The following is a 26110-nucleotide window of genomic DNA, read 5'->3' as shown; positions in this document are numbered from 1 at the left end:
ACGGTTCTGCAAAAAGGAATACCACCCCCGCCCTCGGCCGGAAACATCGCGATCGTTGACAATGCGTCACCGACCCGACCTTGCAGAAGAGTGAGCAAATGAAGGTGTGTAGCGAGCCGCAGAACGCCGGCAACCAGAACCTTAACCGCACAAGCAGCGCAAGGACCGCAACCCAGCTCACACAATAGCGAGACGCGCGATCGCTTAAGTAGCTGTCATTACTGAATAAAAAGGGAAATTGGAGGCCTCGCCCGGAATCGAACCGGGGTGCAAGGATTTGCAGTCCTCTGCGTAACCACTCCGCCACGAGGCCATGCCGGCAAGCGGCACCGGCTGTTCAATAGGTTGCGTCCAATTCGCCGTCAAGCGGGCAAACGCCTTCGCCGTAAAATTATCCGGGGAGACAGCGCTTTTCGCATGTCCGCGAAAGGTTTACCGACCGCGTGTGCCGACCTTCCGCTCCTTGCGGCGGCTCCACCAGACCGTCGCTCTACGCCGTTGACGCCGCACGGAGGCAATGTCGTAGGATAAAATCAAAAGCCCGAACGGTATCATCCAGAATCCCAACACCGGGAGAAAGCCGAACAGTCCCAGCAAGACAAGGAGGACGCCGCCAGCGATACGGGCAAGCCGCGAACGGGGTATTGGAATGCGTTTTCCCATGAGAGGAACCGACGGACGCCTGCTTTCCTCCGCCTTAGGACCGTGGTTTCGCTCACTCATCCGTCGTTCCATTAACCGTTCTCAGCCCTCAAGATGAGATTGTTCTACAAATGCAGAAGTCCCATATGTGTTGCAAAAGCAGTCCATGCGAGGACCTGTCCGAAAAAAACGGCAAAAATCACATTTGGCGCTTTGCAAAGCCGATTTTGGTTTGCTATAGGCTCGCTCACTCGCACGAGCAAAGGCATTCCCCGGTAGCTCAGTGGTAGAGCAACCGGCTGTTAACCGGTTGGTCGCTGGTTCGAATCCGGCCCGGGGAGCCACTTTTCACACCTTTCATATGATATTCTCTTGAATTCGATGCATGGCATCATCGTTTCAGACGACGGCGCCTTCGCACGCTCCCACCCGTCACACCGCTCGACGGTTTCTCTTCGCGGCAATCCCATCGACACGCATTCGCCGTTTTTCAATGGTTATTCTCAAATGCATCCGTGTGTGGAGTCTGGAATGTCGAAGAAAATGATCACATCGATCCTCGCTCTTGGAACTGCCGGTCTGATTCTCGGCGGCTGTGTTTATGAAGAGGGTTATGCATACGATTCCGATTATCGCCGCCCCTATGTGAGCAGCGGATTCTATGAATATGATCGTTACGACCGAGACGATTACCGCAGCTACCGTCAAAGATATGACCGCGATCACTGGCGCAAGCAGAGAGCCCGGCGGGCCGATCGTGAGGATCGTCGCTCACGTCGTGAGCGCAGGCACACATCGCGGGAAGGCATCATCAAGGAGGAGCGTGTCAAACGCATCGTCAATCCGCGCGTCCGCCTCCTGCCGCCCCAGGAGCGCGATCGGCATTAAAAGACGCGGGAGCGCGACGCGTTCCCCGACCGACCGCATCCGCCCGTCCGCAAAACTACGTATTCATGTCGCCGTTTCCCTGAGATGAGGAAATGCTCTAGTGTCGCGCCATGGTGTTGCGGGGTGGCGCACGGGGGCGCATCGTGTCCGAAGTCGAGTTGAAACTCCTGCTGGAAAAGCAGCAGATTCCCGCTGTCATCGCGCGCATCGAACAATTGCCGCAAGCGATGCGCAAAGTCCACGCAGGCAGGCTTTTGCGCAGTATCTATTTCGACACGCCGGCGCGCATTCTACGCAAAAACGGCATATCCATACGCCTTAGGCGCGACGGCAAGCGCTGGCTGCAGACCGTAAAGCTCAACGGCTCCATTGCCGGCGGTCTCTCCAAAGTTACCGAGATCGAGCAGCCGGCACTCAATGGCGGCATCTCCATCGACGCAATAAAAAACGGCGCCGTACGCGGTGAGATCGAAAAACTGGTCAGCGCAACACCGTTGCAGACCGTCGCCGAAACCCACATTCACCGCACCAGGGTGGATCTTTGTCTGGAGGGTGGCGCAAAAGCGGAACTCGCGGTCGACAGCGGCGCAATAAAGGCAGCCGGACGAAGCGAACCCTTGAACGAACTCGAGATCGAGCTTGTTGAGGGCCATCCGGCAGACCTCTACAAGACCGCGCGTCTCCTCCTGCCTGATGGAGCGGTGCGCTTCTCGCGCTTCTCCAAGGCGGCACGCGGGTTTCTGCTGGCGCAGAGAGGACATATCGAACCGCCCGCAAAGCCGCGCAAGGCGAAATCGGTTCCATTGAATCGCAAAGACGCTCCATCCGACGCCGCGCGCGGCATACTTCGCGAGTGCCTGGCGCAGATTGCGGAAAACATCGAAGCCGTCCGCCGTTGCGACGACATCGAAGGCCCACACCAGTTGCGCATCGGCCTTCGACGATTACGCGTTGCACTTGCCCTCTTCACCTGCGAGTTCGATCCGGCAAGCGCTGAGAAATTCAAGAAGGAAGCCCGCTGGCTCGGTCGCGAAGTGGGACGTTTGCGCGATCTCGATGTCGTCCTGCACGACATCGCGCAGCCCTTCTTCTCCGAAGGCGACCGATCGCACGGAGCCGCACCCGTTCTCGGCACACTGCAACGCCACACCGACGACGTCCGTGCTGATCTTCGTCATCTCCTGTCGGGCGAGCGGGTCAACAATTTTCTCCTTGACCTGTCCGAACTCGCCGAGACCGGTATTCGGGAAGGCAGTTCGACAAAGTCCCGATCGGCCGCAGGCAGGAAGCTGAAGGATCTTGCGCGTGCGAAACTCGAAAAACGCTGGAACCATGTCATAACCAGCGCCAAAGGTATCGACGCCTTCACGCTGGAGCGCAAGCACAGGCTGCGCAAGGAACTCAAGAAGCTGCGCTACACGATCGAGTTCTTCGCCCCCCTCTATACGCCCCGCAGCGTAAAGCGGATGACAGAAAAGCTCAAAACCCTGCAAACCGTTTTCGGCAGCCTGAACGATGCGGCAGTGGCGGATCAGATCCTGAGCAAACCGCCACTCTCTTCCATCAACGATCTCGCCGCACAACGGGCCATCGGGCGACTTGTCGGGAGTTGCGAAACCCGCGCGATCCACGATTGGCCAGCAGCCAAAATCGATTGGAAAGCGGTCAAAACCTGCCCGCCCTTCTGGAAGCAGGTCCGCAAATAGGTGTCATTCGCCGCGAGTGAGAACGAACTGGCTCGTCGCGCCCGATGGAGGAAATGCTTGAAATCGGAACGTTTCTTCTCTCTGCCGGTTGTCTCACCACAAGTCACAATTGGGCGGGCGCAATGAAACAGGAAAACGAACAGCGGCCTTTTTCGGCACCGGAAACCTTATCGGTCACGATACCAGCCGAACTCCTCGCCGCACTCGACCGCTTCAGGATGGTGCAGGACGCAAGTATGACGCGCGATCAGGCGTTGCTCGCGGCGTTGCGGGCCTGGGCACAGTCCAAGGGGTTGTTTCCCACGGCAGGTGATGGCGACGAGGGCTTACGGCCCGACGAACTCAACGCCACAAACGATGATTGACGCAACGCCGCACGGATAATCGCATGCCGACAAAGAATGAACGCGACCCGGTGATGGTGCTGTTCCGCCACGATCTGCGCCTCTCCGACAATCTTGCCCTTTGCGCGGCGACCGAAAAGAATCGGCCCATCGTCACCGCCTTCATTCTCGACGAGCAAAGCGAAGGCGTTCGCCCGCTGGGTGGTGCCCGGCGATGGTGGTTGCATCACAGTCTTTCTGCGTTAACGGCCGATCTCCAAAAGCGCGGACTCAAACTCGTACTACGACGCGGCCCAATGGCGGAGACGGTCACAGCACTCGCCGAAGAGGCCGGCGCCAGCACTGTTTACTGGAACCGGCGGTACGACCCCGCGGAGATCGCCGCCGACACTGACATGAAGGCCGCCCTTCGAGAGCGCGATCTCGAGACGGAAAGCTTCTCTGGCCATCTGCTCCACGAACCATGGCGGTTGAAGACAGGATCGGGGGGGCCATACCGCGTGTTCACTCCCTTCTGGCGCGCGCTGGTCGAGGCCGTGCATCCGCGCCCGCCGGCCGACCGCCCCGAAAATCTGACGCCCTTCGAAGGCAAGGTGGCAACGGATACGCTGGAGGACTGGCATCTCCTCCCCACGAAACCGGATTGGGCAAAGGGCCTGCGCGACACCTGGACACCAGGCGAAACCGGCGCTCAACGGCGGCTTACCGAGTTTCTTCAAGGCCGCGGCGATGGCTACAAGGCCCGCCGCGACGTTATGGGCGAAGCCGGCACGTCCGGCCTTTCGCCGCATCTCGCGCATGGCGAGATCACGCCGTTCCAGATTTGGCAGGCGCTTGACGGCGACACGGATCTCGCCGGTGAGGATGCACGCACCTTTCGCAAAGAGATCGGCTGGCGCGAATTCTGCTGGCATCTTCTGTTCCACAATCCGAAGTTCGCCACGGAAAACTTCAACCGTGATTTCGATGCCTTTCCCTGGCAAAGGGACGACAAGGCGCTCCGCGCCTGGCAGCGCGGTCAGACCGGCTATCCCGTCGTCGACGCGGCCATGCGCCAGCTTTGGCAAACGGGCTGGATGCACAACCGCGCCCGCATGATCGTCGCCTCCTTCCTCGTCAAGGATCTGGGGCTTCACTGGCGGCAGGGCGAGGAATGGTTTTGGGACACGCTGGTGGATGCCGACCCCGCCTCCAACCCGGCCAACTGGCAATGGGTGGCGGGTTCGGGTGCCGATGCGGCACCCTTTTTCCGCATATTCAATCCGGTGCTCCAAGGCGAAAAGTTCGATCCAAAAGGCAATTATGTGCGTGGTTTCGTGCCGGAAATCGAAGCACTCCCCGACAAGCACCTCCACCAGCCGTGGAAAGCACCCGCCGAGATGCTGGACAAGGCCGGCATAAAACTCGGCGACACCTATCCCCGCCCCATGGTCGACCACAAAGCCGCGCGCGAGCGGGCGCTGGAGGCCTACAAATCCGTCAAAAAGGCCGGCTGAGCACCGCCTTTCAGCCTGCTTTCCGCGAAAGAAAATCCGCCGCAACACGCATTTCGCGCATCGGCCGCACCTTCGCGATGCAGGCTTCATAGATCGGATCGGCTTTGTAAGCCGCCAGTGCTGCCTCGTCGCGAAACTCCGCGTAAACGATCACATCCACATCGGTGCCGATCTGGTCCACCTTGCGGTTCAAACCGATCTCGAAAAAATCCGAATGCGGAATGTCGGCCAGCATGCCCAGCCCCTCGGCAATCCGCTCCACGTCCGCCTCGTCTCTGGCACTAAAGAAAACGATGTGTCGAATCACGGGCCTGTCTCCTGAAACTACGCTGCAGATCGCGCCGCCAGGAAGCGGATGTCAATGCGCCGGCGCGCGACATCGCTTGAATCCATTTCTTCGATTTTCTCAATAATTAATTGTTTTAAAAAATAAATCTGCTTCGTCTTCCATTCTCCCGCGAGCCAATGAGAACCGCTTCATCGTGAACACGCAACAGTTAGAGCGCGATGCGATAAAGCGCGAAACCTTCCTTGCCTTCTCCTGCCGGTTCGATCGAAACCCCCTCGACACTGGCAGCGAATTCCGCCCCTTTCGGCCCCGTCTCGAACAGCACCGAAGTATCCGCCAGCGGTTTGAAACTCCAGTTGGCGTCGGCGGAAGGGTTGATCGTGCCCTGCTCGACGATATAGCGCACGATCACGTCGCGGTTCGTGTCAGGCGCGGCAAAGATAACCTTGTCCGGTCCAATGCCTGGAAAGTTGCCGCCGCCTCCGCCGCGGTAATTGTTCGTTGCGACGACAAATTTCTGATCCGGATCGATCGTTTCTCCATTGAACTTCAGGTCCACGATGCGGCTGGATTCCGCATTCTGAAGCTCGCCATCCGATGAATATTTCGCCGGTTGCGACAGATCGATCAGATACGTCACGCCATCGATCACATCGAAATTGTAGGACGGAAAAGACGGATCGAGCAGCGCCTGGTCCGCCTTTCCGGGCTCCACCTGGTTGAAGATGCCAGCCGACATCTCGAGCCACTCCTTGACCTCCGCCCCGGACACAAGAACGGCCTGCACCGTGTTGGGGTAAAGGTAAAGGTCGGCGACGTTCTTGATCGCCACATCGCCCGCCGGCACATCCGTGTAATAGTCGGGACCTCCGCGCCCGCCCGCCTTGAAAGGGGCCGCCGCCGAAAGCACCGGCAGATCCTCGTGCTCGCCGTCCTTCAACATGTCGGTGATGTACCATGTCTGCGCCTGACTTACGATCTGCACCGAGGGATCGTCCGCCACCAGCGCGAAATAGGAATGCAGCGGCGCCGATGTCTTGCCAACCGCCGTGCGCACATATTTCAGCGTCGCCTCATGGTCCGCGCGCACCGCATCCTCGACCGCAGCCTTGCTTTCCACCAGCGGCTCAGTCTGACGCTCCACCCGCTTGAAAATCGGTCGCGCTTCGGAAGAGGAGTTCACCACGACCCAACTTTGACCGTCCCGCTCCAAAAGCAGATCGATCAGCCCCAGATGCGACCCCCAGAACCCGCCCATAACGCCGGGCTTGCCGCCAATCGTTCCTTTCGCGTTGTCGACGCCTTCGAGCCCGTCGAACTTCGGCCCGGGAAAATCCAGATGGCTGTGGCCGGTAACAATCGCGTCGATGCCGGCAACGCCCGCGAGCAGAAGCGAGGCGTTTTCCAGGTTCTCCTCGTATTGCGCGGGACCTATGCCGGAATGCGAGAGCGCCACCACGATGTCGGCACCTTCTTCCCGCATCTGCGGCACCCAGGCTTCCGCCGCCTTGACGATGTCGCGCGTCATCGCCTTGCCTGTCAGATGCTTGGAATCCCAGTTCATGATCTGCGGCGGAACGAAGCCGATCAGGCCGACGCGGATCGGATGTTCATCGCCATTGCCGTCCTTCACACTGCGCTCGAGGATCACATAGGGCTTCATGAAGAGATCGTCCTGACGGCCATTGGCCGCGAGCGCTCCCTTGCTCAGATTGGCGCAGACGAAGGGGAAATTTGCGCCCGAAAGCACCTTGAACATGAAGTCGAGCCCGTAGTTGAACTCGTGATTGCCGAGCGTCGAACAATCGTAGCCCAGCGTGTTCATACCCTTGATCACTGGGTGAATATCGCCTTCCCGCATGCCGCGCTCATAGGCAATGTAGTCACCCATCGGGTTGCCCTGCAGAAAGTCGCCATTGTCCACGAGGATCGAGTTCGTCGCCTCGGCGCGGATCGCGTCTATGATCGAGGCGGTACGCGCAAGCCCCATCGTGTCGTTGGGCTTGTCGGCATAATAATCGTAAGGAAAAACGTGCACATGCAGATCGGTGGTTTCCATGATGCGCAGATGCGCCTGGTTCACCGAAGCGTTGGCGGAGAATGGGTGCATGAGCGCCAGCGAACCCGCCGCTGCCGAACCGGCTAGAAACGAGCGGCGCGAAATCGAAGCGTGCGTTGGGAACATGATCGTCTCTCCTTGGCCTTTGAAAAGGAACCGGCGAAGGGGCATGATTGCGCCGTCGTGCCGAGACTTCCAGCAAAATCTCGTGACGCGCGCATGACAGTCGGACGGCACGTCTTCCACGCGGCCCGTCGCAGGAAGAACAGTCCACAGGCAAGGGAACCCTTAGTGTGGCGCAACGCACAAGGGCGGAGGAAACGCAAGGATGAGCGATATGCCAGGCGAACGCGGTAAGAGCTATGCCTCCCCACCCTGCTTCATGCACGAACTGGACGGTGGTCACGGATCGTCGGGGGAAGAACACTGGCCGGAGGTGCGCCGCTGGCGCAAGGCCACGCGTGATCGCCTCATCGCGGAGCGACTGGCCGTTCCCGCCGCCGAGCGCAGTCGCCTTGCCGGCACCATCGCACACAAGCTCGACACGCTCATTGGCGATCCGTCGGGCCGGATCGTGGGACTCTACTGGCCGTTTCGGGGAGAGCCGGACCTGCGCCCATGGCTGGCCAGTCTTTATGATCGTGGCGCTGCCGGGGCACTGCCGGTGGTAATCCGCAAAGCCGCTCCCCTCGTCTTTCGCCCTTATCGTCCCGGAGACACACTTGAACGCGGCGTCTGGAACATTCCCGTGCCAGCGACGGATGAGGAAGCAATTCCCGACATCGTGATCTCGCCACTGGTCGGCTTCGACACGGGCGGCTATCGGCTCGGCTATGGCGGTGGCTTCTACGACCGCACCATTGCCGCCTTACCGAAAAAACCATTGCTTGTGGGCGTGGGTTACACTTTCTCGCAACTGCCGACGATCTACCCGCAGCCCCACGATGTCCCAATGGATCGCATCGTCACCGCCGGTTGACCGCGATGTCTCACGCCATTTGCGGCTTCAGCCCCACGCCGGTGCGGTCCACCACTTCGCGCAGAGCAAAGGCGGAATTGATCTTGATCACATGGGGCATGCCCGTCAGCCATTCCTTGTGAACACGCTCGTAATCCTGGAGGTCGCGCGCGGCGATCCTCAGTATATAATCGTACTCGCCCGACATCAGATGACATGACACGACATTGGGGCAGCGCTGAACCGCCGCCTCGAACTCGCTCAACGTGCGCTCGAACTGCCCCGACAGAGAAATATGAACAATCACCGTAACGCCGTGTCCGAGGGCTGCATTTGAAAGCCGGGCGTGGTATCCCTTGACCACGCCGCTTTTCTCCAGATTGTCGAGACGGCGCGAGCAAGCCGATTGGGACAGCCCCACTTTCTCGGCAAGCGCGGAGTTCGATATTCGCCCATCCTGCTGAAGCGCATCCAGAATGGCGATATCAATCCTATCCAAAGCCATTATTCGAATTTCCTCCCGTATATTTTCTATTTTATGCAAGAAATAGCGAAAAATGCAACCGAGCGCAAACATCTTCGCAAGGACGTTCCGTCAATTTTGTGGTCTCATCAGTTAAGCCAGAAAATTCGCTGAAGCTGGAGGAGACTCGGATGCGCGTCGGCTGCCCGAAAGAAATCAAGAATCACGAATACCGCGTCGGTCTGACGCCGGGCTCGGTGCGCGAATATGCGGCGCACGGGCATGATGTGTTGGTGGAAACCGGCGCGGGCGCGGGGATCGGCGCCGACGACAATGCCTATCGCGCCGCCGGGGCGACCATCGCAGCATCGGCCGGAGAAGTTTTCGCCAAATCCGACATGATCGTGAAGGTGAAGGAACCGCAGCCGACGGAATGGGTCCAGTTGCGCGAAGATCAGATCCTCTACACCTATCTTCACTTGGCGCCCGATCCGGACCAGACGCGCGGCCTCGTCGAGTCCGGCGTCACGGCCATCGCCTACGAAACCGTAACCGATAACCGCGGTGGCCTGCCCCTGCTCGCGCCCATGTCGGAAGTCGCCGGTCGCCTCGCTATCCAGGCAGGCGCCACCGCGCTTCAAAAGGCCAATGGCGGACGCGGTGTGCTGCTCGGCGGCGTGCCCGGCGTGCTGCCGGGCAAGGTCGCCATCATCGGCGGTGGCGTGGTCGGCCTTAACGCGGCCAAGATGGCCGTCGGCCTCGGCGCGGATGTCACCATTATCGACCGCTCCCTGCCCCGCCTGCGCGAAGTGGACGATATCTTCAACGGCCGTGTCCACACACGCTATTCCACCGTCGAGGCGCTGGAGGAAGAATGCTTCTCCTCCGACGTGGTCGTCGGCGCAGTGCTCATTCCCGGTGCCGCCGCGCCCAAACTCGTCACCCGCGAAATGCTTTCGGGCATGAAACAGGGCGCGGTTCTGGTCGACGTCGCCATCGACCAGGGCGGCTGCTTCGAGACCTCGCACGCCACCACGCATTCCGACCCGACCTATGAAGTCGACGGCATCATTCACTATTGCGTGGCCAATATGCCGGGCGCCGTTCCCGTCACCTCTGCACACGCCCTGAACAACGCCACATTGCACTACGGCCTCCAGCTCGCCGACAAGGGCCTCAAGGCGCTTGTCGACGATCAGAACCTGCGCAACGGCCTCAACGTTCACAAAGGTCGCATCACCAATCAGGCCGTGGCCGAAGCGCTCGGCTACGAAATGGCCGAGCCGAGATCCGCGCTCGCCGCCTGATCGCAGGTACTTTTCCTACCAACGTTGCCCGCCGGAAACGGCGGGCTTTTTTTTCGGATATGAAGCGTTCGCCGGTTTCCAGTCTCAGACGCGGTCGATCCGCACCTGGTAGCAATTGTATTGCGCCGAGCGCATGTGCAGATACGCGACGTCGTCGCGTTGCAAAAGTTCGTGCGCTCGTGTGCAGATATCCTTTTTGGGTGTAACCGCCCCGGTGCCGTAGACGATGCGGTCGTCATGGCCATAGCCGCGCAAAAGCCATTCCGTACGCGCCCGAAAGAGTTCGGGCATCACGTCACTGTCGGGCGCCCGCTCGCATACTTCTGCGCACAGAAAAATCGGGCCGGTCTCGGCATAAGGCTGGGTTTCGGGAAACGGCCGATACGCCATTGTAAGATACGGCTTGCCCGCCGGAACCGAGCGCAGACAATGGCGGCAGGGTACCCCGCTTCCGTCGGATATCCGCCGCTCCGGCTTCATTCCATAGGCATCGAATGCACCATTGCGAAAGGCATTTGCCTCCTCGCTGGCCATGGCAACGAACTTGATCAATCCCATATCTGCTCTCCTTCGAAGACGATCGGGAGCAGTTTGCGCGGTGAAAGCTGACCATCCCACCCGTTTCCGGCCAAGTGTGGCTGTCAGCGGAGAAAATCGTCGATGCGCCGCAAAGTCACACGCCGGTTGCGCCAATTCTCGTTTGGAACCGGCACCAGGAGGAATTCCTCGCCATACCCCGCCGTCTCCAGCATGCGCGCCGGCACGCGGAATTCCTGCACCAGAACACGCCTCAACGACACGGCCCGGCGTTCGGAAAGCTGCTGGTTGTAGCCGAAAGACCCAACCGCGTCGGTGTGTCCTTCCAACAGCACCACCGTGCCCGGTCGACGACGGCGCAGACGCTGCAGCGCCTCGGCAATTTGTTCCACTTTGCGGAACTGCGAATAGGGAATCTCGGCCGAATCGAACTCGAAATTGATTGCCTGAATGTCGATCGAGGGGGCACGCCGGCGCAGATCGGGGCGACGTTTCAGTTCCCGCACCGTCACCCGGTCCTGCGGGCGCACGCGCTGTGCGGGCGCGGCTTCAAGGCTGCGCCGAATGCGCGACGCCGATGGCATGGACGATTGCGCCGCGGCCGCGCCCGGTATCAGCGATGCCGCGATGGCCGCTCCCAGCATTTGTCGGCGGTTCAGCATGGAAGGTTCCTTTCAAAGACACGCTTTATCGATCGGACGCATCTTCGTTGAACGCGGCTGAATCGGCGATGAACGCGCCGTTGCCCGGCCTTCAGCTTTCCGTTCCGGTGGCCACGGACGTATCTTCCCGGCCTCCCCACTCGGTCCACGAACCGTCGTAAAGCCGATTGTCGGTATGGCCAACCGTTTCCAGCGCCAATGTGATCACCGCCGCTGTCACGCCCGAGCCGCACGACGTCACGACGGGCCGGTTCAGATCGACGCCCGCCTTTTCGAACAGCGCCCGCAATTCCTCCGGTGGAAGAAGTCTGCCATCGCGCGAGAGCGTCGATGCCGGCACATTGCGCGCACCGGGCATATGGCCGGAGCGCATGCCCGCGCGTGGTTCAGGCTCCGCGCCGGTGAATCGGCCGGTCGGTCGCGCATCGGCAATCTGCGCCGACCCATCCTCGATCACCCGCCGCACGCCGTCGAGGTCTGCAACACGCGCCTCATCCAACTCGGCATTGAAGACCGAGGGCGCAATCTTGGTTGGCTCGTTGGTGAGCGGCCGCCCCTCCGCCCGCCAGCCGTCCAGTCCGCCGTCCAAAATTCTCACATCCTGCGCACCCATCGCCCGGAACATCCACCATACGCGCGGGGCAGAGAACAGGCCTGGTCCATCGTAAACGACAATGGTGTCAGCTTCCGATAGGCCCATTGCACTCGCATGGCGCTGAAAGGTGGCTGCATCCGGCAGTGCGTGCGGCAGTTGCGAATCTGGATCCACAACCGTGTCCTGATCGAAGAACACGGCACCGGGTATGTGCCCTGCCTCGTATTCCGCCTTGGCGTCCCGCCCCTGCGAGGGAAGATACCAAGAGGCGTCGACAATAGAGAGACCCGGCTCATCCAGCCGCTCTTCCAGCCAGGTCGGCGACACTGTGAAACGGCTTGTCGTCTCGCTCATCTGATCCTCTCAATCCCGCCCATCACGCTCAGTTGGCCGGCAACGGTCCGAAACGGATGCGAAAGCGGCGATTTTCGCGCCCCTTCTTCTCGATCTTGCCGATGTGTATCTCGCCCACTTCGGCCGTGCGCCCGACATGAGTTCCGCCGCATGGCTGGCTGTCGACGGCCGCATCGTCGCCGATGCAGACGAGCCGGATACGGCCCGCTCCCTGCGGCGGGCGTACATTCTTCGACTTCACCAGACCGGGGTTGGATTCCAGCTCCTCTTCGCTGATCCAGCGGGTGAAAACGGGATAATCGCCGTTGACCAGTTCCATCAGCCTGGCGGTGACGTCCTCCTTTGTCACGGTCGCATCCGGCAGATCGAAATCCACCCGTGAATCCGTCTCGCTCACCGAAGCGCCGGTGATCGGAAAAGGACAAATCACGCTTAACAGATGACAAGCCGTGTGCATTCGCATCAGCTTGAAACGGCGATCCCAATCGATGGCCAGTTGCAGCGTCTCTCCCACTTCCGGCAGAACCTGCTCGGCTGCCGGCACGTGGATAATCTCGTCTTTCGTCTGACCGGTCACGGTCGCCGCGATCTGGATGGCCGAGCCGTCCTCGCGCGTCAGGCGCCCCGTGTCGCCCGGCTGCCCGCCCGAGGTTGCATAAAACATTGTCCGGTCGAGCAGAATGCCACCGCGATCGTTGATGTCGACGACACGCGCCGCTCCGTCGCGCAGATAGGCGTCATCGCGAAAAAGCGTTTCCGTCTGCGCCATCAGGCCACCTCCTCGAACGGAATGTCGATCTCGGGCGATCGATCCATCCATCCGGGAACGGGCAGTCCCTTTTCACGTAGAAAGTTCGGATTGAAGAGCTTCGACTGATAGCGGGTTCCGTAATCGCAAAGCACCGTTACGATGCGATGTCCCGGCCCCAGCTCGCGCGCGAGGCGGATGGCACCGGCAATGTTGATCCCAGTCGAACCGCCGAGGCAAAGCCCCTCCTCCTGTACGAGATCGAAGACGATCGGCAATGCTTCGTCGTCCGGAATTTGATAGGAGAAGTCTGGCGTAAAATCGTCCAAATTGGCCGTGATCCGCCCCTGCCCGATGCCTTCGGTGATGGAGCTGCCTTCGGACTTCAACGCACCATCGGTGTAGTAGCTGTAAAGGGCTGCCCCCATCGGATCGGCGAGCGCCACTTTCACATCCCGGTTCCTGCCACGCAGCCCCTCGGCAACACCGGCCAGGGTGCCGCCCGTGCCCACGGCAGAAACGAAACCGTCGATCTTGCCGCCTGTCTGCTCCCAGATTTCGGAGGCCGTTGTGCGCACATGGCCGTCGCGATTGGCAACATTGTCGAACTGGTTCGCCCAGATGGCACCGTTCGGTTCGCTTCTGGCGATCTGCTCCGCCAAACGGCCGGAAACCTTCACATAATTGTTCGGATTCTTGTACGGCACCGCCGGAACCTCAATCAGCTCGGCGCCAAGCACCCTGAGCGCATCTTTCTTTTCCTGGCTCTGCGTCTCGGGGATCACGATCACCGTGCGATAGCCAAGTGCCTTGGCCACCACGGTCAGGCCGATGCCCGTATTGCCCGCCGTGCCCTCGACAATCACGCCGCCAGGCGTCAAAAGCCCGCGTTTCTCCGCGTCACGAATGATAAAAAGCCCCGCTCGGTCCTTGACCGACTGGCCCGGGTTCATGAACTCGGCCTTGCCGTAAATCTCGCAGCCCGTTTCCTCGGAGGCCCGCTTCAGGCGGATCAACGGGGTGTTACCGATGGCGTCCACTACCGAATTCTTCATGGCATCCTCTTCGAATTTTTGCGGAGGTTAGAAAGCCCGCGCGAGGGTTGCAAGGAGGGATTTTTCGCCAGCGGGCGAAAGCGCGCAAACCTGTCGCGTATTGGTCTTCCATCCATGACAGCTAATGTTCGGCGACGAACGAAGCCTTTTCGGTGTGTAGCATCCATTCGGTGCTTTTCATCGCGCCGGCGTCCCGGTACATGTGCCAGAGAGTCGAAGAGGGGATGGAATGGCGCTCTACCGGGCCAGTCCGGAGGATGGAATTGCGTGGGTAACCGGTGCAAGCACCGGAATCGGGCGTGCGCTTGCCATCCATCTCGCCCGAAGCGGCTATACGGTCGCGGCGACCGCGCGCGCGGAAGATGGCCTTGCCTCAATCACCAGGGAGGCCGAGCATCTGGAAGGCCGCATTTTCGTCTTCCCATGCGATGTCATGGACGAAGCCGGTATGGCGCGCACCGTGGCCTCCATTGAAAAGAACCTCGGCCCGATCGTGCTCGCGGTCTTCAACGCCGGAACCTACCTGCCGGTTTGCGGCGATCGGCTGGAAACCACCAATTTCGTGCGCAGCTACCGCATCAACGTGTTCGGCACGCTCAATGGGCTCGTGCCGATCTCCGACCGCATGCGCGATCGCGGTTTCGGCCAGATCGTCGTCATGGGTTCGGTCACTTCCTTCTTCGGAATGCCGTCGGCTGCCGCCTATGGTTCAACAAAGGCCGCCCTCAACAATCTGGTCGAGGGCCTGCGCTACGATTTCGAAAAACTCAACATCCGAACCCAGATTATCAATCCGGGTTTCGTCGCCACCCCGCTCACCGAGAAAACGAATTTTTCGATGCCCGCTCTCTTGAGCGCGCCGGAAGCCGCCCGGCGCATCGCCAAAGGCATTCGCGGCGGCGGTTATGAGATCGCGTTTCCGAAGCGTCTGGTATGGCCGCTGAAATTCCTTCGTCTTTTCCCCAAGCCGGTGGTTTTCTTTGTCATGTTCCGTCTGACCGGGTGGAACAAGCGATCGACAGGCCTCCGCGGTCGAAAGCGCAAAGACCCATAAAATCGGGCATCAACACCCCTTTCTAACCGCCATGCGCCCGCTCCATCTCGGGTGGCGCATCCCGGCAAGCCAGATAGATTGCCAGCGATGCCGCGATCAGGATGGCGTAGAAGACGAACAAAGTCTGATAAGCGGCCACCGGTTCGCCAGGCACAGTGGAGACGGCGACCACACCGCCTGTCAGAAACTGCATCACTCCGGCCCCGCCCACCGAGAAAAAGTTTAAAAGCGTCACGCCCCGCCCCGTCAGATGCGCTGGCACGAATGCCCGGCCATGCGCCATCAGCAACCCATAGCTCGCACCACAGATGCCGATCACCACGAACACGACCGTCGTCATCGCGATTGATGAAACCGGCACCATCGCCAGAAGCAGAATCGCCATCAGGCCGACCAGATTGCCGCCAACAGCCACCCATTTTCGCGTCCTGAAGAAAACATCCAGCGGCCCGTAGACAAAGCTCCCCGCGGACATGGCGAGCGCCATGAAAAGCGTTACCTGACCGATCAACAAAGCGTCGGCACTGTACACGTCGGACAGGTAGGGACCGGCCCATAGCCCGCGAATGCCCGCTGCCGGCGCGTAGTTGAGCGCTGTCAACGGCAGGATCGGCCAGAGCACGCGCAGGCTCAGCAACTCCTTGTAACCGCGGAACCCGAATCCCGCCTCGCGTTCGTTCTGTGCGGCCGGTTCCGGATCGCGGACCAGAAACTGAATGGCAATGCCGGTCAGTATGGTGAAAAATGCCAATCCCGCCATCACACCACGCCAGCCGAACGCTTCGGCAGCCGCAGCCATAGGTGCCGAGCCGATGACATTGCCCATGGTGCCGAAAGCGATCAGCCAGGAGATTAGAATGGTCAACCGAGCGGGAGAAAAGGACTTGGCGAAGATGAAGACCGAGGCCATCAGAACGGCCGAGCACCCGGCCCCGTTGAGAGCCATGGCGAGAATGATCATGCCGGGGCTGGGAGCGAATGCGAACATCAGCGCCCCGCCGCCACCGCAAACTGTCAGGAGAAAAGCCGCCGTTCGGCGCGGGCCGTAACGGTCGAGCGAGACTCCGACCACGAACTGCATCAGGGCAAAAACGACGAACCATGCGCCCGACGCCATGGAAAGTTCGGCCTTGGTGGCGCCAAGCTCACTCGTCAGAGCCGGAGTCAGGACGGCCAGGAACGACCGGTAGAACTGCGACAGAACGTATCCGATCGCCAATGCCGCAAGACCGGTCATGCTTTCGCTGCTCCCTCCACATCCTGGCAGAACCGCCAGATGCTTCTGGCCTAGCCGAACCGTATCGGAGAGACAATTGGGCCAGACCGGCCTATCGGCCGATCAGCGCTTCTTGAAAATCGCTTGAAAAAGCGGCTAAGCAGCGTGTGCGCCGGGCCGTCGGCCACGATTTCTGCGTCGGCGGCGAACAGGCTTGTCGCCCGCATTCTGTCGCTGGTCGGCCTGGTGCTGTTGCTTGCCACCGGATCGTTTCGGCTTGCGATTGTCGCCCGCCTTGGCCGGCTTTTGTGCATTGCGCCGCTCGCCCGCATTGTTGGCCGCGGGTTGACGCACCGGATCGGGTTCGGACGTATGGTCCGCCTTCACCGGCAGCCGCATGCGAATGATCTTCTCGACCGCCTTCAGCTTGTCGGTTTCGGCCGGATCGCACAGGGTCACCGCCTCGCCGGAAGCGCCATTACGGCCGGTGCGGCCGATACGGTGTACATAACTTTCCGGCTGATCCGGCAGATCGAAATTCACCACGTGGCTGATGCCCGGCACATCGATGCCACGTGCGGCGATGTCGGTGGCGACGAGAATGCGCACCGAACCGTCACGAAAACCGTTCAGCGCACGTTGGCGCGCATTCTGCGACTTGTTGCCATGGATCACGGCGGCCTCGAACCCATCGCGGCCCAGGTCGCGCGTCACCCGGTCAGCGCCATGCTTGGTGCGCGCGAACACGATCACCGAACGCATGGCCTCGTCGGCCAGCATGTCGGAGAGAATCTTGCGCTTCTGCTTGGTGCGCGCCATCACAAGATGCTGCGTGATCTCGCCCGCCGTGGTCGACTGCTTTGCAATCTCCAACCGCAGCGGATCGTTCAGCAGGCTTTTGGCCAGCCCGTCCACTTCCTTCGGCATGGTGGCCGAGAACAGCGCCGTCTGGCGCTGCGGATGCGTGGCGCGCGCGATGCGGCGCACATCGTTGATAAAGCCCATGTCGAGCATGCGGTCGGCTTCGTCCAACACCAACCAGCGCGTTTCGGCGAGCGAAAGCTCGCCCGAACGCACGATGTCGGTCAGCCGGCCCGGCGTCGCCACCAGAATGTCGACGCCCTGGGCCAGCCGCCTCACCTGGCTGTTGCGGGAAACGCCGCCCAGAACCAGCGCCGTGGCCAGATGCGCATGGCGCGACAGTTCGCGCACCACTTCGTCGATCTGCACCGCCAGCTCGCGCGTCGGGCACAGGATCAGCGCCCGCGCCGTCTTGCGCACACGCTTTGATCCGAGTGCGATGATCTGCGAGAGAATGGGCAGCGAAAATGCCGCCGTCTTGCCGGATCCGGTCTGAGCGATGCCCAGCACGTCACGCTTGTCGAGCATAGCCGGAATGGCCTTTTCCTGGATCGGCTTGGGGCTCGTGAACCCCACGTCTTCAGCCGCCTTCAACAAAGAGCCTGTAATTCCCAGTTCCGCGAAACCGATCTGTTTCGCATTGTTGTCATTGGTCAATGTGCAATCTTTCCCATGCCGGCATCCGCAGACGCCGCAAATGATAGGTGGCAGGGCGCAACCTGCCGGATAAATGTTTGAATGAACGACAAGACGACGGGTCTGCCCGTGCGGCTGCGCTGTCGCGCCGGCACTGCCGGCTCAAGCTTTCGCCCGTTGGCGATGGCTTCAGACGCAACCAGTCTCTTTAGAAAGTCGGCGTGCCGACCCATGCGTCTCGGCGTCATATGGGGCATCTGTGGCGAAAGCGCAACCGCAAATTTGTGCGTCGCAACCCCTCACCCCTCGGCAGCGAGCGTTCTCAGCGCCAGCATGCTGCGCCAGTTGCGGCCGGTCATTTCCAGTTTCAGGGTCGGCTCCATCTTGGGCGCGAACCGCGATTGGCCCATACCGTCCGGCGTATGCAGATAGAGCGTGCGCCCCTCGATGCGAAACTCTTCCGTGCCCGTGGCCTTCGCCTCGAGCGCCCGCACCCGTTCCGGGTCCGGTTCGCACTCCAACGCGTAGACATGCAAGCAGGTCGGCGTGTTCTCGGCCTGCCGAAACGGATTGCCGGCGATCATCGCACGCCAATCGTCGAGACTTCGCAGCATGACCGCTTTCTCAAATCCCATGTGCTTCCTGACGAGATCGGCCACGCGCCTCCGCACGGCTTCTTCACCGGCCGAAGCCGTCAACACCGCATTGCCGCTGTTGATATAGGTCGCAACCCCGGCGAATCCTTCCCCGCTCAGGATCTGCCGCAATTGCTTCACGGGCAGTTGCGTTGCACCGCCCACGCCGCGAAAGAGCACAATGTAGCGGGCCCCTGTCATGCTATCCGATCCTCAGATGATCAATCCGGCTATCGTGTCGTTGTCGGTAATGTCCTGGTAAGCCCAGCCGGCAGCGTCGAACCGCCCGGTCAGAATGCCAAAATTGTCGCGGTTTTTGGTTTCGATGCCGATCAGCACCGATCCGAAATTGCGCGCCGATTTCTTGAGATACTCAAATCGTGTGATGTCGTCCTCCGGTCCCAGAAGATCCAGGAAATCGCGCAATGCGCCGGGACGCTGAGGAAAGCGGAAGATGAAGTATTTTTTCAGCCCCTCGAAGCGCAAGGCCCGCTCCTTCACGTCCGGCAAACGCTCGAAGTCGAAATTGCCCCCCGATACCACGGCCACCACCGTACGCCCCTTGAGCGTTTCCGGCGAAAAATCCTTCAGCGTGTCGATGGCCAACGCACCGGCGGGTTCCAGCACCACGCCCTCGATGTTCAGCATCTCGATCATGGTCGCGCAGAGCCGATTTTCCGGCACCAGATGCACCGCTTCCGCATCGAAAGCCTTGAGATGGGAAAACGGCGCCGCGCCGATCTCGGCCACCGCCGCGCCGTCGACGAAATTGTCCACCCGGTCGAGCCGCACCGGTCGGTCCTCTACCAGCGCCTGCTGCAGGCTCGCCGCACCCTCCGGTTCGGCAAAGGCGAAAGAGCCGGCCTGGCCGCTCGCCCCGAGGTAACGCGTCACGCCCGAGGCAAGCCCGCCACCGCCCACCGGCAGGATCACGAGGCTGTCGCCCATGCTCACGCCATCGAACGCCCTGATTTGATCGGCGATTTCGCGCCCCACGGTCGCCTGGCCCTCTATAATGTCGGGGTGGTCGAACGGCGGCACCATGGACGCCCCGCTTTCCTCGGCAAACGCCAGTGCGGCCCGGTAGCAATCGTCGAAGAAATCGCCGATCAGGCGGATTTCAACGAACTCGCCGCCGAAAATGCGCGTTTTGTCGATTTTCTGCTGGGGCGTCGTCACCGGCATGAACACAACGCCCTTGCAACCGAAGTGCCGGCACACATAAGCGAAACCCTGTGCGTGATTGCCCGCCGAGGCACACACGAAGGTGTGCCCGTTTCCGCCCTTCGCCATAGCCTTGCGAAAGAAATTGAAGGCGCCGCGAATCTTGTATGAGCGAACCGGCGTCAGATCCTCACGCTTCAGGAAAACGCGCGCGCCGGTCTTCTCGGAGAGGTAGTCGTTCTCCTGAAGCGGCGTTTCGGCAAACAGCGATCGCAGCGCATCCGCCGCATCCGCCACCGCGTCTACGAATTCGCTCTCATCCGATGCTGCACTCATGCTCTCTTGCCTATCCAGTCCTTGTGTCCTACGGGCTATTGCATATCGGGGCGCGTGACGCCACTCTCGCGCCAGGGAGGGGGATCGCTTCCCGAACACAGACGCTTTGATGGGCAGCCTGAGGTTCAGTTCTTGCAATATCTTGCCGTTCGCGCCGCGCTGCACATTGCGGCGGTCTTTGCCATCTACCTCTCGGCCGCCATGCTCATCCCGGCGGCCGTCGACCTTTACTATGGCAATGACGATTGGCAGGTCTTCGCCTTTTCGGCGCTTTTCACCGGTGGGCTCGCCATCGGCGTGTCGCTGGCCTCCCAGGGGCGCGCACCGGTCATTTCCTCGCGTTTCGGCTTCCTGGTGGTCAACCTGTTGTGGATGACGGCCTGCATTGCCGGCGCCGTACCGCTTCTGGCCTCTTCGGTGGAATTCAGCGTCGCCGACGCCTTCTTCGAATCCGTGTCGGGCGTCACGGCAACCGGCGCGACGGTGATTGTCGGCCTCGACAGCATGCCGCCCGGCCTGCTCATCTGGCGCTCCATCCTGCAATGGATCGGTGGCCTTGGTGTGATTGCGCTTGGCCTTTTCGTCCTGCCGTTTCTCAATGTCGGCGGCGTGTCCTATTTCCGCATCGAATCCTCGGACATCGAGGACCGCCCCTTCGACCGCTTCTCCACCTTCGGCCTTGGTCTTATCAGCATCTATTCCCTGCTCACGCTGGCCTGCGCCATCGCCTATGCGGCCGCCGGAATGCGCGCCTTCGACGCGGTCAACCATGCGCTGACGACCATCGCGACGGCGGGCTTTTCCACCCATGACGCGTCCATGGGGTATTATGCCGACAATCCGGCTGTGCTCTGGATCAGCACGATTTTCATGTTTATCTCGGCCTTGCCGTTCTCCATCCTGATCCTGTTTGCGATCCGCGGACGGCTCGATGCCCTGCGCGATCCGCAGATCCGCGTTTTCGCGGGATACGTCATCGTCTTCGTACTCGCAGTCGCGATCTATTTGCGCATCGTGCACGACCACACATTTTTCGCCGCACTCACCCATTCGGCGTTCAATTTCGTTTCGATCATCACCACCACTGGCTACGCCAGCGACGACTATTCTCAATGGGGCGCTTTCGGGGTCGCGGCCGCCTTCGTCGCCATGTTCCTTGGCGGATGTTCAGGCTCGACCACCGGCGGCATCAAGGCCTATCGCTTCCTGATCCTGTTCAAGCTTCTGGCGAACGGTCTGCGCCGTTTCGTCTACCCCAACACGATCGTCACCGTGCGCTATGGCGACCGACCGGTGGACGACGATCTTCAGCGCGCGGTCGTGCTCTTCATGTCGGCGTTCCTCGTCATCTGGGCGGTTATCATTCTTCTGCTGGCCGCTACGGGGCTGGATTTCGTCACCGCCATTTCGGCTGCCCTCACAGGCCTCACCAATGTCGGCCCCGGTCTCGGCCAGGTGGTCGGCCCCGCGGGCAGCTTCGCGCCGGTTCCCGATCTGGCAAAATGGATCATCGCCTTCGCCATGCTCATGGGCCGGCTGGAGATTCTCGCCGTTCTCGTCATTTTCACGCCGGTTTTCTGGGAGAGATAGACTTCCATCGGTAGCCTCTTTTCTCTTAAACAGATGCTGACTTAGCACTTGCGGTGCATGAAGCACGCACAGGATCATTGTCGAATGCCGTTCCACAAGCTCCAGCGTCCGTTCGTTGTCGTTCTGATTCTGCTGATCGCCGGCTGCGCAAATCCGCATCCCTCCCGATTGCTCGCAGAGACGATCGCGCCAGCGCGCGCCGATCAGATCGCGGGAAGCCACGGCATTTTCATTGCCACCAACCGGGAAAGGACGGAAAAGCCGGGTGAAGTATTTGATGGCGGACGCGCACCCGAAGCAGCCTTTGCGCAAGTGGAAATCACCGTTCCCGCGGTGCACGAGACGGGCAGGATGGAACTCGCGCCCAATCCCAGGGTTGCCGATCCCGCACGCTATTTCGCCGCTCACCGCGCCATTCTTTATGCGCAGCAGAACGACTTCGAAAACGCACTCAGAGACGATATTGCCGCCCGCAACGGACGCGCGCTCGTTTTCATCCATGGCTACAACACCGGCTTCGACGAAGCCGTCTACCGCGCCGCGCAGATTTTTCACGACGCGAACTATGCGGGCACACCCATTCTTTTCTCCTGGCCGTCGGCGGGCCGCACAATCGATTATGTTTATGACAATAACAGCGCCACAACAGCCCGCGATGCGCTCGAAAGAACCCTGCGAACGGTCGCCCGGGCGGGGGCGACGCATATCGACGTCGTTGCTCACTCGATGGGAAGCTGGCTCACCATGGAAGCCCTGCGTCAGCTCGCAATCTCCGGCGACCGAGATCTCGGCGGTCGCCTGGCCGACGTGGTTCTCGCCTCGCCCGACATCGACATCGACGTCTTCAAGGGGCAAATGCGCCGCTACGGCGTGCCCAAACGACCCTTTGCCGTTCTCACCTCGCAAAACGACCGTGCACTGACGCTCTCGGGCTTTATCGCCGGCAATCAGCCCCGGCTCGGCGATTATCGGGACGCAAGCGAACTGACAAATCTCGGCGTGACCGTCATCGACGTGACGAACGTCTCCTCGGGCGATTGGCTAAACCACACCAAATTTGCCGAAAACCCGGTTCTGGTACGCCTGCTCGGTGAACGCCTGTCCAGCGAGGGCGAACTGAACGAAAGCAATGAGGATCTCGTGATCGGACGGGTCGAAAACCTGGTGCGCGGACTTGGCCAGACAGTCGGTTCGGCCGCCGACATCGTCATCACCACACCGCTCACGGTCATCGAACTCGCCACCGGCCAGGGTCGCCGTCGCTAGGATCCGGATCGAGCGGCCACGCGAAGGGCAAAGTCTGTCCCGAAGTCAGAGAAAAAGGTCGACCTTGCGAAAATTGGAGACGTCGATAATTCCGGTATCGGAGATCCTGAGCTCCGGGATCACCACCAGTGCCAGAAGCGAGTGCTGCATATAGGCGTTGTTGAGCGTGCAACCCATCGCACGCATCGCCTCGGTCAGCTTGGCCGCCTTCTGCGCCACCACCTCGGCACGCTCGTCAGACATAAGTCCGGCAATCGGCATTTCCACCAGCGCCAGCTCGCGCCCCTTGGAAAACAGCACCACGCCACCGCCCACCGCGCCAAGTCGGTTGGCCGCCAGAGACATGTCGCCCTTGTTGGTGCCGACGACAATCATATGATGAGAATCGTGCGCCACGGTCGAAGCCAGGGCGCAGTCTTCCATATAGCCGAAACCCGACACGAAACCATTGGTCACCTGCCCCGTTGCACGGTGCCGCTCCACCAGCGCGATCTGGCAGACATCGTTGCGTCGATCCATGGCGACGATGCCGTCTTCGACGCCGAGTTCGGCCTCAAGCGCCCTTGTCGGAGCCTGATTCTCGATGACGCCGATCACCCGCGCGCGCGCATGATTTGCACCATCGGGTGCGGCAATGTCGAAATCCTTCGCCGCAAGCTTTTTGCCGAGCCGCACTGTATTTTTCGCTGCCGCCGGGTAAGCGTAAGCCGCAATCTCGGCATCGAGCCGGCCGCGCCGCGCCAGCCGGGCGCCCCGGGCAAAAACCTCATCGATTGCCAGTTCGGCCAGATCCGAGACGATCAGGAAATCCGCCCGGCGTCCCGGAGCGATGGAGCCCAGCTCGCGCTCCAGCTTGAAGTGCTGCGCCGTGTTGAGCGTCGCCATCTGGATCGCGGTGACGGGGGCCAAACCCTGCTGGATGGCGTGCCGCACCACGCGGTCCATGTGGCCGTCGCGCACCAGCGTGCCGGAATGGCTGTCGTCGGTGCACAGGATGAAGTTGCGGCTGTCGAGCCCCTGCTCGGTCACCGCCTTGATCTGCTCGGCGACGTCGTACCACGCGGAGCCCAGCCGCAGCATCGCCTTCATGCCCTGCCGGACGCGGGCGATGGCGTCCTCGGCGCGCGTGCCCTCGTGGTCGTCCTCCGGCCCGCCGGCAACGTAGCCATGAAAAGGAAGCCCCAGATCCGGCGAGGCGTAATGCCCGCCGACCGTCTTGCCGGCCTTCACCGTCGCCTCGATAGCGCCGACCATGGTCTGGTCGTTCGCCGCCACGCCCGGGAAGTTCATCACCTCGCCGAGGCCGATGATGTTCGGCCATGCCATCGCCTCGCCGATCTCGTGCGGCCCGAGCGACGCGCCGGCATGTTCCAGCCCCGGCGCCGACGGCACACAGGACGGCATCTGCACGAACACGTTGACCGGCATCGCCTCGGCTTCGTCATGCATCATCCTGACGCCGTCAAGACCGAGCACGTTGGCGATCTCGTGCGGATCGACGAACATTGAGGTCGTGCCGTGCGGCACTACCGCGCGGGTAAACTCTGTCACCGTCACCATGCCGCTTTCGATATGCATGTGCGCGTCGCACAGGCCGGGCACGAGATAGCGTCCGCGCGCGTCGACCACCTTGGTGCCGTCGCCGATGCAATGCGAGGCGTCGGGCCCGCAATAGGCGAACCGCCCGTCGACGATGGCGAGGTCGGTTGCCGGGATCACCTCGCCGGAATGGACATTGACCCACATGCCGTTGCGCACGACGAGATCGGCGGATTTGCGCCCCATCGCGACATTGACGAGGTCTCGGGCGCATTCGGTCCACGGGCGCGGCGGGGCGAAGGTCGGCTTGGTCGAGGGCATGGCTGTCTCCGATTGTCAGTCAAACCATGCCCTTTGCGCTGCGAAAACGCCAGATGGCAATTGCACGCGTCAGGCAAGTCCGCGCGCGATCAGCAGCACCGCCGACGCGCCGGAAATGCCCAGCAGGATCCTGCGGAAATTGCGGTCGATTAGCCCCTTGAAGAACGGTGCCAGCACGACGCCCAGCGCAAGGCCCGGCACCAGCATCACGGCATGAACGACATCGGCGAGGCGGATCAGGCCGTTGACCTGCAGAACGGCGAGGATGACGACGCAGCCGATGGCGAAAAAGGCGCTCATGTTCGGCCGGGCGTGCTCCGCCGTCTGGTCCTGGTAGGCGATCGCCATCGGCGGCCCGCCGACCGAGGTGATGGTCGCCGTCAGGCCGGAGATCGACCCCATGACCAGCAGCAGCCGGTTGGAAAAGCGGAAACGCAATCCGGCGAGCGACATGGCGACGGCGAGCGCGATCAGCGCGCCGAACACCACCATGAACTGCTTCTCGTCGGTCAGCCGCACCAGGATCGCCGCTCCGGCGATCGATCCGAGCAGCCGTCCTGAAACCGACCACGACACTTCGCGCCAGTCGATCCCGCCATGCATCGACAGCATCGCGGCGCCGGCGGTGAGCAGCGTCAGCATGATGATCGGGACGGGAACGAGCGCCGGCGCGAACAGCGCCAGCAGCGGCGCGGCCATCAGGCCGAAGCCGACGCCGGCGCGGTACTGCACGATGGTGGCAAACGCGATCACCGCATAGGCGAGCGCGTATTGCCAAAGCGCGAGGCCGTCGAGCGCATCGGCGATGAATTGGGGCAAGGCGCGCCGCTCCTGTCAGTTGCTCACAACGATGTCCTGCTGGGTGGCGACCTTGTCAAGTTCATCGAACGTCGCCGGCTCGATCCCCCTGCCCGTCAGGAAATGCACCCTGTCGAAACGCGCCCGCAGAAAAGCAATGAATTCGGCGGTCTTTTCCGGACCGTAGAAGCGCGGCGTGAACTCGACATGGAACATCGCCTCACGGACCCCGGCATCGAGCGCGCTTCTGACGATTTCGGGCTCGAACCCCTCTGCGTCGATCCAGACACAGCCGACATCGCCGACCGGGACGCCGGATTTCGCCAGGATGGCCCCGACCGGCAGCACGTCGACCTCGACCGAGCGGCCGCTCGGCGTGTCAGCCATTGCCCGCAGCGTATGCGCGCCGGAATTGACCGCGTCGGCCTGCATCACCGCCCTGCCCGCCTTGTCGCTCGCCGCGCAATTGACGGCGGCAAGCACGCCCCCGAGGCAGTTGAGGTGGATGTTGTGCGAAAGGATCGCGAAATTCTCCGGCATCGGCTCGACCGAGACAACGCGTGAAAACAGGCCGGACGTGGCGAATTGCAG

At 61.4% G+C, this 26110-nt stretch carries 24 protein-coding genes and 2 tRNA genes; 10 read left to right on the top strand and 16 right to left on the bottom strand.

Annotated elements, in window-relative coordinates; genetic code table 11:
* Positions 1 to 239: 239 nt before the first annotated feature.
* Positions 240 to 313: transfer RNA gene (locus tag QZ638_RS03625), tRNA-Cys, on the bottom strand.
* 598 nt (positions 314 to 911) lie between these two features.
* On the opposite strand from QZ638_RS03625, the gene QZ638_RS03615 reads away from it, so the two are divergent.
* The 5 genes from QZ638_RS03615 (at position 912) to QZ638_RS03595 (ending at position 5076) form a co-directional block, all read left to right on the top strand.
* A tRNA-Asn gene (locus tag QZ638_RS03615) sits at positions 912 to 986 on the top strand.
* Between the two features lie 187 nt (positions 987 to 1173).
* Positions 1174 to 1530, top strand: coding sequence for a hypothetical protein (locus QZ638_RS03610; protein WP_295806978.1), 357 nt, complete (start codon positions 1174 to 1176; stop codon positions 1528 to 1530).
* 143 nt (positions 1531 to 1673) lie between these two features.
* Positions 1674 to 3236 carry a CYTH and CHAD domain-containing protein gene (locus tag QZ638_RS03605; RefSeq protein ID WP_295806975.1) on the top strand — a complete coding sequence of 521 codons (1563 nt, stop codon included), beginning with the start codon at positions 1674 to 1676 and terminating at the stop codon, positions 3234 to 3236.
* A gap of 122 nt (positions 3237 to 3358) precedes the next feature.
* Positions 3359 to 3601, top strand: coding sequence for a hypothetical protein (locus tag QZ638_RS03600; RefSeq protein ID WP_295806970.1), 243 nt, complete (start codon positions 3359 to 3361; stop codon positions 3599 to 3601).
* 23 nt (positions 3602 to 3624) lie between these two features.
* Positions 3625 to 5076 carry a deoxyribodipyrimidine photo-lyase gene (locus QZ638_RS03595; RefSeq protein ID WP_295806967.1) on the top strand — a complete coding sequence of 484 codons (1452 nt, stop codon included), beginning with the start codon at positions 3625 to 3627 and terminating at the stop codon, positions 5074 to 5076.
* 10 nt (positions 5077 to 5086) lie between these two features.
* On the opposite strand, the gene QZ638_RS03590 is transcribed toward QZ638_RS03595, so the two are convergent.
* The gene (locus QZ638_RS03590) at positions 5087 to 5383 is read right to left on the bottom strand and encodes a Dabb family protein (protein ID WP_295806964.1); all 297 of its coding nucleotides are present in this window, start codon (positions 5381 to 5383) and stop codon (positions 5087 to 5089) included.
* A 190-nt stretch (positions 5384 to 5573) separates the two neighbouring features.
* Positions 5574 to 7550 (bottom strand): bifunctional 2',3'-cyclic-nucleotide 2'-phosphodiesterase/3'-nucleotidase, encoded by a 1977-nt coding sequence (locus QZ638_RS03585; protein WP_295806962.1) that lies wholly within the window; start codon positions 7548 to 7550, stop codon positions 5574 to 5576.
* A 202-nt stretch (positions 7551 to 7752) separates the two neighbouring features.
* Between QZ638_RS03585 and QZ638_RS03580 the strand changes: the two genes are divergently transcribed.
* Positions 7753 to 8403 carry a 5-formyltetrahydrofolate cyclo-ligase gene (locus QZ638_RS03580; protein ID WP_295806959.1) on the top strand — a complete coding sequence of 217 codons (651 nt, stop codon included), beginning with the start codon at positions 7753 to 7755 and terminating at the stop codon, positions 8401 to 8403.
* A 10-nt stretch (positions 8404 to 8413) separates the two neighbouring features.
* Here QZ638_RS03580 and QZ638_RS03575 read toward each other — a convergent pair whose 3' ends face one another.
* Positions 8414 to 8887 carry an Lrp/AsnC family transcriptional regulator gene (locus QZ638_RS03575; RefSeq protein WP_295806956.1) on the bottom strand — a complete coding sequence of 158 codons (474 nt, stop codon included), beginning with the start codon at positions 8885 to 8887 and terminating at the stop codon, positions 8414 to 8416.
* Between the two features lie 149 nt (positions 8888 to 9036).
* Here QZ638_RS03575 and ald point away from each other — a divergent pair, with 149 nt between their 5' ends.
* Positions 9037 to 10152 carry an alanine dehydrogenase gene (ald, locus tag QZ638_RS03570; RefSeq protein WP_295806954.1) on the top strand — a complete coding sequence of 372 codons (1116 nt, stop codon included), beginning with the start codon at positions 9037 to 9039 and terminating at the stop codon, positions 10150 to 10152.
* 84 nt (positions 10153 to 10236) lie between these two features.
* On the opposite strand, the gene QZ638_RS03565 is transcribed toward ald, so the two are convergent.
* The 5 genes from QZ638_RS03565 to QZ638_RS03545 form a co-directional block, all read right to left on the bottom strand.
* The gene (locus tag QZ638_RS03565) at positions 10237 to 10710 is read right to left on the bottom strand and encodes a DUF1203 domain-containing protein (protein ID WP_295806951.1); all 474 of its coding nucleotides are present in this window, start codon (positions 10708 to 10710) and stop codon (positions 10237 to 10239) included.
* A gap of 83 nt (positions 10711 to 10793) precedes the next feature.
* Positions 10794 to 11351 (bottom strand): OmpA family protein, encoded by a 558-nt coding sequence (locus tag QZ638_RS03560; protein ID WP_295806949.1) that lies wholly within the window; start codon positions 11349 to 11351, stop codon positions 10794 to 10796.
* Between the two features lie 91 nt (positions 11352 to 11442).
* Positions 11443 to 12300: a 3-mercaptopyruvate sulfurtransferase gene (gene sseA, locus QZ638_RS03555; RefSeq protein ID WP_295806946.1), complete on the bottom strand. Its 858-nt coding sequence runs from the start codon at positions 12298 to 12300 to the stop codon at positions 11443 to 11445.
* Positions 12301 to 12328: 28 nt separating this feature from the next.
* Positions 12329 to 13072: an alanyl-tRNA editing protein gene (locus tag QZ638_RS03550; protein WP_295807020.1), complete on the bottom strand. Its 744-nt coding sequence runs from the start codon at positions 13070 to 13072 to the stop codon at positions 12329 to 12331.
* The gene (locus QZ638_RS03545; protein WP_295806943.1) at positions 13069 to 14103 is read right to left on the bottom strand and encodes a cysteine synthase A; all 1035 of its coding nucleotides are present in this window, start codon (positions 14101 to 14103) and stop codon (positions 13069 to 13071) included. The genes QZ638_RS03550 and QZ638_RS03545 overlap by 4 nt, the downstream gene beginning before the upstream one ends.
* Positions 14104 to 14332: 229 nt before the next feature.
* On the opposite strand from QZ638_RS03545, the gene QZ638_RS03540 reads away from it, so the two are divergent.
* Entirely contained in the window at positions 14333 to 15157 is an 825-nt protein-coding gene (locus QZ638_RS03540) for an SDR family NAD(P)-dependent oxidoreductase (RefSeq protein ID WP_295806940.1), read from the top strand.
* A gap of 22 nt (positions 15158 to 15179) precedes the next feature.
* Here the strand turns inward: QZ638_RS03540 and QZ638_RS03535 are convergent, their stop codons facing one another.
* The 4 genes from QZ638_RS03535 to ilvA all read right to left on the bottom strand — a co-directional run bounded on the left by QZ638_RS03535 (position 15180) and on the right by ilvA (position 20005).
* The gene (locus QZ638_RS03535; RefSeq protein WP_295806939.1) at positions 15180 to 16394 is read right to left on the bottom strand and encodes an MFS transporter; all 1215 of its coding nucleotides are present in this window, start codon (positions 16392 to 16394) and stop codon (positions 15180 to 15182) included.
* Positions 16395 to 16529: 135 nt separating this feature from the next.
* Positions 16530 to 17891 (bottom strand): DEAD/DEAH box helicase, encoded by a 1362-nt coding sequence (locus QZ638_RS03530; protein WP_295806938.1) that lies wholly within the window; start codon positions 17889 to 17891, stop codon positions 16530 to 16532.
* A 278-nt stretch (positions 17892 to 18169) separates the two neighbouring features.
* Positions 18170 to 18706, bottom strand: a complete 537-nt coding sequence (locus QZ638_RS03525; RefSeq protein ID WP_295806936.1) for a DUF1697 domain-containing protein — start codon at positions 18704 to 18706, stop codon at positions 18170 to 18172.
* 12 nt (positions 18707 to 18718) lie between these two features.
* Positions 18719 to 20005 carry a threonine ammonia-lyase IlvA gene (ilvA, locus tag QZ638_RS03520; protein WP_295806932.1) on the bottom strand — a complete coding sequence of 429 codons (1287 nt, stop codon included), beginning with the start codon at positions 20003 to 20005 and terminating at the stop codon, positions 18719 to 18721.
* A 132-nt stretch (positions 20006 to 20137) separates the two neighbouring features.
* Between ilvA and QZ638_RS03515 the strand changes: the two genes are divergently transcribed.
* Both QZ638_RS03515 and QZ638_RS03510 read left to right on the top strand, forming a co-directional pair.
* On the top strand, positions 20138 to 21595 hold the full coding sequence (locus tag QZ638_RS03515) for a TrkH family potassium uptake protein (RefSeq protein ID WP_295806929.1): 1458 nt from the start codon (positions 20138 to 20140) through the stop codon (positions 21593 to 21595).
* 84 nt (positions 21596 to 21679) lie between these two features.
* On the top strand, positions 21680 to 22861 hold the full coding sequence (locus QZ638_RS03510) for an alpha/beta hydrolase (RefSeq protein ID WP_295806926.1): 1182 nt from the start codon (positions 21680 to 21682) through the stop codon (positions 22859 to 22861).
* 45 nt (positions 22862 to 22906) lie between these two features.
* On the opposite strand, the gene ade is transcribed toward QZ638_RS03510, so the two are convergent.
* The 3 genes from ade to QZ638_RS03495 form a co-directional block, all read right to left on the bottom strand.
* Positions 22907 to 24721, bottom strand: coding sequence for an adenine deaminase (gene ade / locus QZ638_RS03505; protein ID WP_295806922.1), 1815 nt, complete (start codon positions 24719 to 24721; stop codon positions 22907 to 22909).
* A 69-nt stretch (positions 24722 to 24790) separates the two neighbouring features.
* A complete protein-coding gene (locus QZ638_RS03500; protein WP_295806919.1) occupies positions 24791 to 25540 on the bottom strand; it encodes a sulfite exporter TauE/SafE family protein in 750 nt (249 codons plus the stop codon).
* Between the two features lie 15 nt (positions 25541 to 25555).
* On the bottom strand, positions 25556 to 26110 hold a 555-nt coding region (locus QZ638_RS03495; protein WP_295806916.1), incomplete at its 5' end, for an FkbM family methyltransferase.

The organism is uncultured Nitratireductor sp., from assembly GCF_913053745.1.
Lineage (GTDB): Bacteria > Pseudomonadota > Alphaproteobacteria > Rhizobiales > Rhizobiaceae > Nitratireductor.
Note: the sequence above shows the minus strand (reverse complement) of the source record. Positions and strands in the feature narration are given on the sequence as shown.